12 protein-coding genes are annotated in these 12947 nt (G+C 71.6%); 5 read left to right on the top strand and 7 right to left on the bottom strand.

Annotated features, from left to right (window positions below):
• From ABZS97_RS28675 to ABZS97_RS28665, 3 genes are all read left to right on the top strand, one after another.
• A partial coding sequence (locus ABZS97_RS28675) for a sugar ABC transporter permease (RefSeq protein WP_356142073.1) occupies positions 1–959 on the top strand: 959 nt, incomplete at its 5' end.
• Positions 956–1873 (top strand): carbohydrate ABC transporter permease, encoded by a 918-nt coding sequence (locus ABZS97_RS28670; protein WP_356142071.1) that lies wholly within the window; start codon positions 956–958, stop codon positions 1871–1873. The genes ABZS97_RS28675 and ABZS97_RS28670, both read left to right, overlap by 4 nt.
• 111 nt (positions 1874–1984) lie before the next feature.
• Positions 1985–3424 (top strand): GH1 family beta-glucosidase, encoded by a 1440-nt coding sequence (locus ABZS97_RS28665; RefSeq protein WP_356142069.1) that lies wholly within the window; start codon positions 1985–1987, stop codon positions 3422–3424.
• A 122-nt stretch (positions 3425–3546) separates the two neighbouring features.
• Here the strand turns inward: ABZS97_RS28665 and ABZS97_RS28660 are convergent, their stop codons facing one another.
• The 4 genes from ABZS97_RS28660 to ABZS97_RS28645 form a co-directional block, all read right to left on the bottom strand.
• A complete protein-coding gene (locus ABZS97_RS28660) occupies positions 3547–4338 on the bottom strand; it encodes a dienelactone hydrolase family protein (protein WP_356142067.1) in 792 nt (263 codons plus the stop codon).
• Between the two features lie 158 nt (positions 4339–4496).
• Positions 4497–5960 carry a cellulose binding domain-containing protein gene (locus ABZS97_RS28655; RefSeq protein ID WP_356142065.1) on the bottom strand — a complete coding sequence of 488 codons (1464 nt, stop codon included), beginning with the start codon at positions 5958–5960 and terminating at the stop codon, positions 4497–4499.
• Between the two features lie 253 nt (positions 5961–6213).
• Positions 6214–7593: a HAMP domain-containing sensor histidine kinase gene (locus ABZS97_RS28650; protein ID WP_356142063.1), complete on the bottom strand. Its 1380-nt coding sequence runs from the start codon at positions 7591–7593 to the stop codon at positions 6214–6216.
• Positions 7590–8294, bottom strand: coding sequence for a response regulator transcription factor (locus ABZS97_RS28645; protein WP_356142061.1), 705 nt, complete (start codon positions 8292–8294; stop codon positions 7590–7592). The genes ABZS97_RS28650 and ABZS97_RS28645 overlap by 4 nt, the downstream gene beginning before the upstream one ends.
• Positions 8295–8438: 144 nt before the next feature.
• Between ABZS97_RS28645 and ABZS97_RS28640 the strand changes: the two genes are divergently transcribed.
• Positions 8439–8972 (top strand): hypothetical protein, encoded by a 534-nt coding sequence (locus ABZS97_RS28640; protein WP_356142059.1) that lies wholly within the window; start codon positions 8439–8441, stop codon positions 8970–8972.
• Positions 8973–9018: 46 nt separating this feature from the next.
• Here the strand turns inward: ABZS97_RS28640 and ABZS97_RS28635 are convergent, their stop codons facing one another.
• Complete coding sequence (locus tag ABZS97_RS28635) at positions 9019–9885, bottom strand: fused MFS/spermidine synthase (RefSeq protein WP_356142057.1); 867 nt, start codon at positions 9883–9885, stop codon at positions 9019–9021.
• 87 nt (positions 9886–9972) lie between these two features.
• Positions 9973–10443, bottom strand: coding sequence for a hypothetical protein (locus ABZS97_RS28630; protein WP_356142077.1), 471 nt, complete (start codon positions 10441–10443; stop codon positions 9973–9975).
• Between the two features lie 322 nt (positions 10444–10765).
• On the opposite strand from ABZS97_RS28630, the gene ABZS97_RS28625 reads away from it, so the two are divergent.
• On the top strand, positions 10766–12214 hold the full coding sequence (locus ABZS97_RS28625) for a hypothetical protein (protein WP_356142055.1): 1449 nt from the start codon (positions 10766–10768) through the stop codon (positions 12212–12214).
• A gap of 21 nt (positions 12215–12235) precedes the next feature.
• On the opposite strand, the gene ABZS97_RS28620 is transcribed toward ABZS97_RS28625, so the two are convergent.
• Complete coding sequence (locus tag ABZS97_RS28620; RefSeq protein WP_356142053.1) at positions 12236–12832, bottom strand: histidine phosphatase family protein; 597 nt, start codon at positions 12830–12832, stop codon at positions 12236–12238.
• Between the last annotated feature and the right edge of the window lie 115 nt (positions 12833–12947).

Below are 12947 nucleotides of genomic sequence, written 5' to 3'. Positions count from 1 at the left end.
CGCCGCGCGCGGCGCGCCGCGCTCACGGTCGCGGTACACCACCGCCCTCTGGCCCCGACTCCTGGCGCAGCCGGCTGTACCGCTGGGACATGAAGGCGTCGCCGTACGCGTTCATCGCCCCGTTCTTCATCTTCTTCGGCGCCTTCGGGCTCATCCCGCTGCTGTACACGGCCTGGTACTCGCTGCACAACGTGCAGCTCTCCGGTCTTGACCACCAGACCTGGGCCGGCCTGGACAACTACAAGAACCTGCTGTCCTCGGACTTCTTCTGGAACGCGCTGAAGAACACCTTCACCATCGGCGTGATCTCGACCGTGCCGCAGCTGATCATGGCGATCGGGATCGCCCACCTGCTCAACTACAAGCTGCGCGGCTCGATCGTGTGGCGGGTCGTGATGCTCACCCCGTACGCCACCTCGGTGGCGGCGGCGACCCTGGTGTTCGTGCTGCTGTACTCCTGGGACGGCGGCATGATCAACTGGCTGCTGCACTTCGTCGGGGTCGATCCGGTCAACTGGCGCGAGTCCGACTGGGGCGGGCAGTTCGCCGTCTCCTCGATCGTGATCTGGCGGTGGACCGGCTACAACGCGCTGATCTACCTCGCGGCGATGCAGGCGATCCCCGCCGATCTGTACGAATCGGCCGCGCTGGACGGCGCGGGCCGCTGGCAGCAGTTCCGCCATGTCACGATCCCGATGCTGCGGCCGACGATCCTGTTCACGGTGGTCGTCTCCACGATCGGTGCGACACAGCTGTTCGGCGAGCCGCTCCTGTTCGGCGGATCCAAGGGCGGCTCCGAGCACCAGTACCAGACGCTGGGTCTGTACATGTACGACCAGGGCTGGACCATCGGCAACCTCGGCAAGGCGTCCGCGATCGCTTGGACGATGTTCCTGATCCTGCTGATCGTCGCCGCGATCAACCTGCTGATCACCCGACGGCTGAGGAAATCCCAATGACCACAAGTGAACTGACGCTCCCTCAGTCGGAAGGGAAGGCGAAGGGTAAGGGTGACCGGGGCACCCCCGGACGCCGCCGGGTGCTCGGCGCGGGCAAGCAGTTGCACGCGGGTCCGCTCACCTATGTCGCCCTGTCCGTCTTCGCCGTCGTCTCGCTGGCGCCGCTGCTGTGGACCGTGATCGCGGCCTCGCGGACCGACCAGCGGCTCGCCCAGACGCCGCCGCCGCTGTGGCTCGGCGGGAACCTGTTCAAGAACCTGCAGGCCGCGTGGGAGCAGGGCGGCCTCGGCACCGCGATGGTCAACAGCACGCTCGTCGCGAGCACCATCACCGTCGGTACGGTCCTGTTCTCCACGCTCGCCGGGTTCGCCTTCGCCAAGCTGCGGTTCAAGTTCTCCAGCACCCTGCTGCTGCTGACCATCGGGACGATGATGATCCCGCCGCAGCTGGCCGTCGTACCGCTGTATCTGTGGATGAGCGATCTGGGCTGGTCCAACCAGTTGCAGACGGTCATCCTGCCGACCCTGGTGAGCGCCTTCGGCACGTTCTTCATGCGGCAGTACCTGGTCCAGGCGCTGCCCACCGAGCTGATCGAGGCGGCGCGGGTGGACGGCGCGAGCAGTCTGCGCGTCGTGTGGCATGTCGTCTTCCCGGCGGCACGGCCGGCGATGGCGGTGCTGGGACTGCTGACGTTCGTGATGGCCTGGAACGACTTCCTGTGGCCGATCATCGCGCTCAACCAGCAGAACCCCACCGTGCAGGTCGCCCTCAACTCGCTCGGCACCGGCTATGTGCCCGACCAGGCGGTGATCATGGCCGGCGCGTTGCTCGGCACGCTGCCGCTGCTCATCGCCTTCCTCCTGTTCGGCAAGCAGATCGTGGGCGGGATCATGCAGGGCGCGATCAAGGGCTGATCGCCCGCGCCCTCGCCCGACGGGGCCGGGTCACCGCCGCCTCGGCCCCTCCCTCCCCTCCCTTCCCCCCTCCAATCGTCGGTCTCCACGACCCCTCATGGGAGCGCTTCCATGCCTGATCCCGTAACCCCCACCACGCCTGTGACCTTTCCTTCCGCCTTCCTCTGGGGCGCCGCGACCTCCGCGTACCAGATCGAGGGGGCGGTGCGGGAGGACGGCCGCACCCCCTCGATCTGGGACACCTTCAGCCATACGCCGGGCAAGACCGCGGGCGGCGAGCACGGTGACATCGCTGTCGACCACTACCACCGCTACCGCGACGACGTGGCGCTGATGGCGGAGCTCGGCCTGACGGCGTACCGCTTCTCGGTCTCCTGGTCGAGGGTGCAGCCGACCGGCCGCGGTCCCGCCGTCCAGCGCGGCCTGGACTTCTACCGCCGGCTGGTCGACGAGCTCCTCGCCCATGGCATCAAGCCGGCGATCACCCTCTACCACTGGGACCTTCCCCAGGAGCTGGAGGACGCAGGCGGCTGGCCCGAGCGGGACACCGCGCTGCGCTTCGCCGAGTACGCGCAGATCGTGGGCGAGGCACTGGGCGACCGGGTCGAGCAGTGGATCACCCTCAACGAGCCCTGGTGCAGCGCCTTCCTGGGCTACGGCTCGGGGGTGCACGCTCCTGGCCGTACGGACCCGGTGGCGTCGCTGCGGGCCGCGCACCACCTGAACCTGGCGCACGGCCTGGGCACTTCGGCGCTGCGGAGCGCGATGCCGGCCCGCAACACGATCGCGGTGAGCCTCAACTCATCAGTGGTCAGGCCACTTTCGCAGGACCCGGCGGACCTGTCGGCCGCACAGCGCATCGACGACCTGGCCAACGGTGTCTTCCACGGTCCGATGCTGCACGGCGCGTACCCTGAGACGCTGCTCGCGGCGACGGCGTCGCTCACCGACTGGTCGTACGTCCTCGACGGCGATCTCACCCTGATCAACCAGCCGTTGGACGCGCTGGGCCTCAATTACTACACGCCCACGCTGGTTTCGGCCGCCGAGAACGCCGCCTCCGGCCCGCGCGCGGACGGCCACGGCGCCTCCGACCACTCCCCCTGGCCGGGCGCGGAGGACGTCGCCTTCCACCAGACCCCGGGCGAGCGCACCGAGATGGGCTGGACCATCGACCCGACGGGCCTGCACGACCTGATCATGCGCTACTCGCGGGAGGCTCCGGGCCTGCCGCTCTACATCACCGAGAACGGCGCCGCCTACGACGACAAGCCCGACCCGGAGGGCAACGTCCACGACCCCGAGCGCATCGCCTACCTGCACGGCCACCTCTCGGCGATCCGCCGGGCCATCACCGACGGCGCCGACGTCCGCGGCTACTACCTGTGGTCCCTCATGGACAACTTCGAGTGGGCGTACGGCTACGAGAAGCGCTTCGGCGCGGTGTACGTCGACTACGCGACCCTGGCCCGCACCCCGAAGTCGAGCGCCCGCTGGTACGGCGGGGCCGCCCGCACGGGTTCCCTTCCGGCGCTGCCGACCGCCGACTGAGTCCACCATCCCGGGGGAACGGGGGGCGGGGACGGGGCGCGGCACCTGAGGGGGGTGCCGCGCCCCACTGCCGTGGCGACGTGTCCCGACGTGTCCCGACGTGGCTGACGACCGGCTTCTGGCTACCGGCTGCCGAGTTCGGCGGCGAACAGCTGGCGCACGCGTGCCCAGGAGTCGTCGGCGGCGGCCTTGTCGTAGGGCTCGCGTCCGGGGACGAAGAAGGCGTGCCGGGCGCCCGGGTAGACGACGAGTTCGTGCCGTACCCCGTCCGCCGTGAGCGCCTCCTCGATCTGCTCGCGCTGCTCGGCGTCGATGACGTGGTCGAGTTCGGCGAAGAACATGAGCACGCGCACATCGCGCTCGGCGATCCGGCCGGTCTCCTCCAGCAGCGGCCGCGGTCGGCTCAGCGCGGTGCCCGCGACGGGCAGCCAGCCGGGGTAGTAGATCGCCACCGCTTCGAGGTCGAGCCGACTCGCCGCGAAGTACGTGATGTGCCCGCCGAGGCTGAAGCCCAGCGCCCCGGTCCTCCCGCTCGCCCCCGCGTGCTCCCGCACATACGCGGCACAGGCCCGCAGGTCTGCCTCGACCTCGTCCCGCGTCAGCCGCCCGACCAGCTCGAAGGCGCGCGTGCGGTTCTCATCGCTCTCGGCGAGCCCCGCGGCGGTCCCCGCACCGAACCGGTGGTAGACGTCCGGGACGATCGCCACGTATCCGAGCGCCGCGACCTGCCGGACGATCTGCCGGACGTCCTCGGTCAGCCCCCACAACTCGGCCCCGACCAGCACGGCCGGGTACGCGCCGTCCCCCGCCGGGCGAGCGAGATATGCGGTCATGGGCGGAGCGCCCTCCGGCCGCGCTCCGCCCTCTGCCGCGACCTCTATCCCGACCTCTTCGGCTACGACTTCATGAACCATGACATCCCCCTTGATGGTTGTGGGCAGAGCCACTATCTCCGCACGGCCGGGCCCGCTCCACCCGTTTGCGTACCTCTGCTCGAACCGTACGAACGGCGCCCCGGCCGAGTGGGGGGAGTCCCGGCCGGGGCGCGTTCCCCCGTGGTGAGGCGCCTGGCTTACTTGTAGGCGCCGAAGGCCTTCGTGAAGGCGTTCGCGTCCTGGACGATCGAGCTGCACGTGGCGTCCGCGGAGGGCTTCGCACCGCCCGCGCACTGCTTGTCGCGGGCCGCCGACCACATCGACAGCCAGCCGAGGCCCTTCGACTTGGCGAAGCTCACGAGCTGGGTGGCGTCGTCGACCTTGAAGATCTCCGCCGACACGTCGTTGACGCCGATCATCGGGGTGAGCGCGACCGCCTTCCAGGCCGCGCTGTCGGAGAGCCCGAACACGCTCTTGACCTGGGCCTGCGTCGCGGTGGCCGCCTGCTCGGCGTAGGTGCCCATGTCACCGCTGTACGCGGGGCCGTAGTCCATCGCCATGATGTTGACGGTGTTGGTCCTCACGCCGTTCGACTTGGCGTTGGACAGGAGGTTCACGCCGTCCTGGGTGAGGCCCTCGGGCATCACCGGGAGGGTGAACGAGACGTCCAGGGACGGGTGTTGCTGCTGCAGCTTGGCGATGGCCTGCGCGCGGCGGGTGTTGGCGGCCGTGTTCGGCAGCGCGCCGCCCTCGATGTCGAAGTCGACCTTGGTGAGCTTGTACGCGTCCACGACCTTGCCGTACGCCGTGGCGAGGGCGTCGGCCGAGGAGCAGGTGGTCGCCAGTTCCGAGCCGGAGGCGCCGCCGAAGGAGACGCGGACGTCGCCGCCCTTGGCCCGCAGGTCGCCGATCTGGGCGGCCACCCCGTCGCTGCCCAGGTCACTCACACCGCCCCACTTGGGCGTGCAGCTCCCGCCGTCCGTGATGAAGGCCAGGTTGTAGTCCTTCACGCCGGTGGCCGTGGCCGAGGCGAGCAGGTCGAAGGCGGGGTAGAGGGAGGTGTCGACGTACGGCGCGAAGCCGGCGCTGGTGGTGGTGCCGGTGCCGCTGCTCTCCGACGCCGAGGGGCTCGGGCTCGGGCTCGTGCTCTGCGAGGCGGTGGCCGTGGGGGTGGGTATCGAGGTGGGTGTCGCCGATTGGGTCGGGCGGCCGCTCGGCTCCGGTGTGGCGCCGTCGTCCGCGGAGCACTTGGCGCTGTCGATGAGACAGCCCGTCGGGTTCGCGCTGCCGTTCACGACGAACCCGACGGTGACGGACTCACCGGCCGCCAGGCCGTCCTTGTCCCAGGACGGGGGTTTCACGGTGACGTGTTGCCCGCTCACGCTCGACTCGCCGTTCCACAGCGAGCTCAGCTTGGCTCCGGACGGCAGGTCGAACTCAAGGGTCCAGGCGCTCTTCGCCTGGCCGCTGTCGTTCGTGACGACGTACTGCGCGGTGTAACCCGTCGACCAGTCACTGGTCTTGGTGTACACGGCGCCGACCCCGGCCGCGTGCGCCGTCCCCGTGAACAGGAGGGCACCGCCGCCCACGACGGCCGCGGCGACCACGCCACCTATCGCCTTGTTCCTGCCGCTGACCTTGCGTCGGTGCGTACTGCTCATCGCGTGCCTGCCTTCGCTGTTCACGGGGTGCCCCTGGGGCGTGGGGGGCTCCGGGGGTGGGTGCGGCAGCACGCTAGCGATCCGGAATCGGACAAACCGCTTGATCCGGACGGGACTTGAGGATCTTAGGGTGCGCTTAAGGAAGGGATCGGGGACGGTTAAAGGTAGAGACCAATTTGGCCCTGTCCCGCCGACCGCCGACGCACAACCGCCCCGCTCCGCTGCGCCTCGCCGTACCTCGCCGCGCGAGTGGTCAGCGCACGGCCGTGCCGCGCCTGCGGCGCCGTACGGCCGCCCCTCGGTGCCCCCGTCGGACCGGAGCCCGCCCGTCCAGCTGGATCCATATCCGGACCTCGGTCCCGCCCAGCACCGACGACCCGATCCGCACGTCCCCGCCCGTCGCCTCCGCGAGCCGTCGCACGATGTCCAGGCCGAGGCCCGTCGAGCCGTCGCTCCCCGACCCGCGGCCGCGCGCCATCGCCGCCTCCGGGTCCAGGATCCCGGGGCCCGCGTCGGACACCAGGACGATCACCGCGTCCTCACCGTTGTGCACGTCGACCGCGAAGGCCGTGCCCTCCGGGGTGTGCCGGAAGACGTTGCCGAGGAGGGCGTCGAGGGCGGCTGCCAGGTCGGCCCGGGCCACGGGTATCCGCACCGGACGGTCGACGCCCGCGACCCGTACCTTGCGGCCCTCGTCCTCGGCGAGCGCCGACCAGAAGTCCATGCGCTCGCGGACCACCTCGGCGGCGTCGCATCCGGCGCCGACCCCCTTGGCGGCGGTCTGCGGCTTGGCCTCCCGGGCCGTGCGGATGATCGTGTCGACCTCGCGCTCCAGCTGGGCGACGGCGGCCCGGGTCTGCTCGGCGGCGGGCCCGTCGCCGAGGGAGGCCGCGTTCAGCCGCAGCACGGTCAGCGGTGTCCGCAGCCGGTGCGAGAGGTCGGCGGCCAACTCCCGCTCATTGGCGAGCAGTTCGACGACCTGGTCGGCCATCGAGTTGAACGCGACCGCCGCCAGCCGCAGTTCGATCGGCCCGTCCTCGGGCACCCGTGAGCCCAGCTTCCCCTCCCCCAGTTCGTGCGCACCCTCGACCAGCCGCTGCGCGGGCTGCACCATCCGTACGCCGAGCCGGTCGGCGACCGCGACCGAGCCGATGACGAGGGCGACGCCGACGGCGGCGAGGACCGCCCAGGCCGTACCCACGCCGTTGCTGACCTCGGACTCCGGCACGTACACCTCGACCACGGCTATCTTGCCGGAGCTCAGCGCGGTGGGCTGGAGCAGGGTGGAGCCGCCGGGCACCTCGGTCGTCGAGGCGCGGCCCAGCTTCCGGGTCGTGGTGATGTCCTTGCCGGCGGCCCGCTGCGGGCCGATGTCGACGGCCGCCTTGCCGTCGGCCGCCGGTATGTGGACGGCCATCCCGTCGTCCGAGCCGGCGGAGGCGACGACGCGCTCCAGCTGGTCCCGGTCGGTGGTGATGGAGAGCGCGGGCGCGACGGCGGCCGCCTGCCGCTCGGCGTTGGAGAACGCCCGGTCGCGCGCCATCTCCTTGATCACCAGGCCCAGCGGGACCGCGAACGCGACGACGACCATCGTGGTCACCGCCACACACACCTTGACCAGCGCCCACCTCACAGCAGCGACTCCGCTCCCGGTGGCTCCAGCTTCACGCCGACGCCCCGCAGGGTGTGCAGATAGCGCGGCCGCGCCGCCGTCTCCCCCAGCTTCCGCCGCAGCCACGACAGATGGACGTCGATGGTCTGGTCGTCACCGTAGGACTGCTGCCACACCTCGGCGAGCAGTTCCCTGCGCGGTACGACGACGCCGGGCCGTCCGGCCAGGAAGGCGAGCAGGTCGAACTCGCGGCGCGTGAGGTCCAGCCGTACGCCGTCCAACTCGGCCTCGCGGCGCAGCGGGTCGATCGCCAGGCCGCCGACGCGAATGACCGGGGACGGGGGCGCCTCTCCGACGGCCGCCCTGGCGCGCCGCAGCACGGCCGCCATCCTCGCCGACAGGTGCTCGAACGAGAACGGCTTGGTCAGGTAGTCGTCCGCTCCGTCGTTGAGCAGCCGGACGATCTCCGTCTCGTCGTCCCGTGCCGTGGCGACGATCACGGGCACGTCGGTGATCCCGCGCAGCATCTTCAGGGCCTCGGACCCGTCCAGATCGGGCAGGCCGAGGTCCAGGATGACGACGTCGAAGGAGAAATGCGCGACCTCGCGCAGCGCCTCGAGGGCCGTACCGACACTGCGCACCGTGTGCGAGGCGTCGGCCAGATGCCGGATGAGGGCTGAGCGTACGAACTGGTCGTCCTCGACCACGAGCACACGAGCCATGGGCGGCACCGTACGCCATCCGGGGGATCGTGGTCCGGCGCCTGTGGACAACCCCGGCAGCATCCCGGCGACGCCCCGCCCCCTGCGACGTCCATGGGGCATCGGGGGGACATCAGTGGGGCGCGTGGGGCAGTATGGCCCGCGATGCGCAGAGGTCTCGTACATGTTCTGGCTTGGTCGCTCGCCACGGGCGCGGCGGTCACGCTGTCGTGGTGGGGTGTCCACACGGTGATGGCGGGGACCGCGTACGACCCGCCGCGCGCCCTGCCCATCACGGCGGGCGACACCACCACGCAGGAGGCCCGGCCGCAGGTCTCCTCGACCAGCCGCCCGTCGCCGTCGAAGAGCTCGCGGCGGCCGTCCCCCAAGGCCGGGAGCGGGAAACCTAGCGCCACGCGGCCCTCTTCGCCGTCGTCGTCGCCCTCGCGGTCCGCCGGCTCGGGCCCGTCCGCGTCCGGGCAGGTCAAGAGCTACGACTCCAAGGGCGGCCGGGCGGTCTTCGACCTGGGCCGGACCTCCGCGACGCTGGTGTCGGCGACGCCCGCCGCGGGCTGGTCGATGCAGGTGTGGAAGACGGAGACATGGATCCGCGTCGAGTTCGCCTCCGGCTCGGACCGGGTGTCGGTGTTCTGCACCTGGCACGACACCGCGCCGAAGGTGGACGTCGAAACGTACTAGAAGCGCCGATTGCCGGGTGTGCCGGGACGTGGTGCGCGGATCCGGTTCAGCGGAACACCGACGGCGGCGGCGCCGGTGACGCCACGGCCGCGGCGTCCGTCACCGGTGTCGCCCCGCCCGTGAAGTCGGCGAGCGCCTTGCCGTGCTCGACGCGCCCGGGGTGCGGGTCGGAGGCCGCGCGGCGGGTCAGCTCGGCCAGCGGCAGCGGCCGGTCGGAGCCGACGAGGACCGCGTTGCCGAAGCGCTTACCGCGCAGCACCGTCGGGTCGGCGATCAGGGCCAGTTCGGGGAAGACGCTCGCAACCGTGGCGACCTGGCCGCGCAGGTGTGCCAGCGGCGGCCCGTCGGCGAGGTTGGCGGCGTAGAGACCGCCGGGTCCGACGGCTCTGCGGACGTCGTCGAGGAACTCCGTCGAGGTGAGGTGCGCGGGTGTCCGGGCCCCGCTGAACACGTCCGCGATCACCAGGTCCGCCCAGCCGTCCGGCACTTTCGCGAGGCCCTCGCGGGCGTCCATGGAGCGCACCCGGATGCGGGCGTTCGGGTCCAACGGCAGCTCGCGGCGGACGAGTTGGACGAGGGCAGCGTCGCGCTCGACGACCTGCTGCGTGGAGCGGGGGCGGGTCGCGGCGGTGTAGCGCGCGAGGGTGAGGGCGCCGCCGCCGAGGTGCAGGACGTGCACGGGCCGGCCGGGCGGGGCGACGAGGTCGATGACATGGCCGAGGCGGCGCTGGTACTCGAAGGAGAGGTACGCGGGGTCGTCGAGGTCCACGTGCGACTGCGGGGCGCCGTCGATCAGCAGGGTCCAGGCGCGTGCCCGGTCCCGGTCGGGTATGAGCTCGGCGAGCCCTCCGTCGACCGCCTCGACGACGGCCTCCGCCGCCTGCGCCCGCTTCGCGTTCCTCGCCCTTGCCATCCCGCCATTATCAGGGGGTACGAGCAGGGCGGCGAGAGCAGGTGGACGCGGCGGCCGCCGCGGGCTCGGCGGCCGCCCGTCGCGGGCTCAGCGGCAGTTGTCGGCGGCCTCGATGAGGCGGGCCGCCTCGCCGAGGGCCGCACGCAGAACGGCCGGGTCGGTCGCCAGGTCTGCGTCGCCCGGCGGCAGCAGCCAGTCCGAGCCCTCGACCGGGGGCTCGGGGGCAAGGCTCGCGAGACTGATGCCGCGCCCGTTGGTCTGCGTACAGGTGCTGCCGGGCACGTCCCAGGCGTCGGCGGTGCCCGGCGGCACCAGGAAGCCGAGCGTGTCGCAGCTGTCGTCGTGGAGGACGGGGCCGACCGAGTCGCCCGCGCCGCGGCGCAGGATGTCGACCGCCTCCAGCCCCTGCCGCGCCGGAACGGTCACCAGGTCGCACTCCGAGGCCGACTGCGGTGCGGCGCCGCACTCCGCGGTCGGCCAGTGCTGTGCCGTCGTCAACGCCGTACAAGGTGCGATCGAAAGCGACGTACAAGGATCGGTGCTCTGCCTGCTCTCCATCCCGGCCTCCACCACGGAACCCCTCCTCCTGCGCGAGCGGCTCGGGAGTTCGGGTGGCTCCCGGTCCATCGGGTTCAACGCGCCAGAGCGTCAACGGCTACGGCGAAACTCCGCCGTAAAGAATGGCAGTTCATGGCAGATCCAGGATGAGATATCCGGTTTGTAGCCAAACCCAGCGTGATGGTGTCGTCACAGCAGGTACGTTCTTGCCCCGCCGGAAGCAGGGCAACAGCAGTGCAGCGCAAGGCATCACAGGGCGTTGACGGCAGCAACTCACCTTGCATCCGGCATGGTTCGACGGTTCGCGAGAGAGGGCCCGGCCATGACGTCGTCAACGGTGACCTCGTCCCAGTCCCCCCGGCCCGCGCGGCCGAATCTCGCCTTCCGGCGGCTGCGCGGACAGCGCTCGCCGGCCGAGTTCGCCGCGCTGGTACGGCGGGCGGCGCGCGAGATCGGCGAGCGGGTCAGCTGCGACGCGCGCTACGTGGGGCGGGTCGAGGCGGGGGAGATCCGCTGTCCCAACTACGCGTACGAGCGGGTGTTCCTGCACCTGTTCCCCGGCCGCACGCTCGCCGACCTGGGGTTCGCACCCCGCTCGTCGGTGCGCGGCCGGGGGGCGCGCGAAACGGACGAGGCGCTCCCCTCGCACACCACGAGCCCGATGCACGCCTCACCTGAGACGGAGGGGGCGCACGAGACGTATGACACGCAGGACCCGTACGACACGCACCAGGACGACGAGGAGAGCGACGTGCAGCGTCGCGCATTCATGACCGGAGGCACCGCCACCGTGGCGGCCGCCTCGCTCGGCCCCTTCGGGGTCGCCCACGGCAGTGTCGCCCATGCCGTGCCCCGGCCCGGCCGGCGGGCGGGCGTGTCCGAGGCGGGCGCCCTCGAAGAGGCCGTACGCAAGATCAGGCTGCTCGACGACCGGCACGGCGCCGACGGCCTCTACCGGCGGGCCTCGGCTCCCCTGCGGACGGCGTACGAACTGCTCGACGCGGGGGCCACCCGGCAGACGACCGCCGACCGGCTGTACACCGGGGCGGGCGAACTGGCCATCTCCGTGGGGTGGCTGGCGCACGACTCCGGCCGCTTCGACGACGCGCGCTCGCACTACGCGGAGGCCCTCGCGACCGCCCGGATGTCCGGCGACCCGGGCCTGGAAGCACACGCCTTCTGCAACACGGCTTTCCTCGCACGCGACGCGGGGCGCCCGCGCGAGGCGGTGCGCGCGGCACAGGCGGCGCAGCGGGCGGCACGCGGCGTGGGCTCCCCTCGCCTGATGTCGCTGCTCGCGCTGCGCGAGGCCGGCGGCTGGGCGGGGCTCGCCGACCGCGCGGGCGTCGAGCAGGCACTCGCCCGCGCCCAGGCCCTCTACGAACGCGGCCCCTCGGACACCGACCCCGAGTGGATGACGTTCTACGGAGAGGCCGAACTGGAGGGGCTGGAGGCCCAGTGCTGGTCGACGCTGGGCGACTGGCCCCGCGCGGCCCGGCACGCCCGCCGTGCCGCGGACCTCCAGGACCCGCACTTCACCCGCAACATCGCCCTCTACACCGCCGAACTCGCCGACGACCTCGCGCGTGGCGGCCGCCCCGACGAGGCCGCCACGGCGGGCCTGCGCGTCCTGGACCTCCTCGACGAGGTCCAGTCCTCCCGCATCCAGACGATGCTGGCAGGCACCGCGCGCGTGCTGCTCCCGCACCGCAGGGCCTCGGGGGTGTCGGCGTTCCTGGAACGGCACGCTTCACTGCCGCGCACTGCTTGAGGGCACGTCCCGGGGGTGTCGCTAGGCCTGCAGGTGACCGATGTCGTTCCACGTCTCCACTGCAGGATCGCCATAGGCCCAGCCGAGAACCGACAGAGAGGTGGGGTTGAGGCGGATGCGGGCGGCGAAGTCCACGGGGAGGCCCAGCCAGCGGGCGCCGATGGCGCGCAGGATGTGGCCGTGGGCGAAGACCAGCACGTCACGGTCCTCGGACCGGGCCCGGTCGACGACCTCGTCCGCGCGCGCGCAGAGCTGCTCCAGGCTCTCGCCGTCGGGCACGCCGTCGCGCCAGATCAACCAGCCCGGGCGGATCGCCTGGATCTCGTCCGGGGTCATGCTCTCGTAGGCGCCGTAGTCCCACTCCATGAGAGCGTCCCAGGTGGCCGCCCGCTCGCCGAACCCGGCGAGCTCGCACGTCTCACGCGCGCGTGCCAGGGGGCTGGTGAGCACCTCGACTCCGGCGAGTCCGTCGAAGGGAGCGCGGTGCAGGCGTTCACCCAGTAGTTTGGCGCCGCGTCGGCCCTCTTCGAGGAGCGGGATGTCCGTCCTGCCGGTGTGCTTCCCGAGCAGGGACCATTCCGTCTGTCCGTGCCGGGCCAGCAGGATGCGCGGTGCCATGGAGAGGGCCCTTCCGGGAGAAATCAGCGGCGGATCCCTCCATCATCGCGCACGCTTGCACGGGGCAACCCATGGGGCGATCTCAGCGTCTTTGACGACCGAGGGCCCCCCACGA

The sequence above is a fragment of the Streptomyces sp. NPDC005485 genome (assembly GCF_040606085.1).
In the GTDB taxonomy this organism is placed as follows: domain Bacteria; phylum Actinomycetota; class Actinomycetes; order Streptomycetales; family Streptomycetaceae; genus Streptomyces.
Note: the sequence above shows the minus strand (reverse complement) of the source record. Positions and strands in the feature narration are given on the sequence as shown.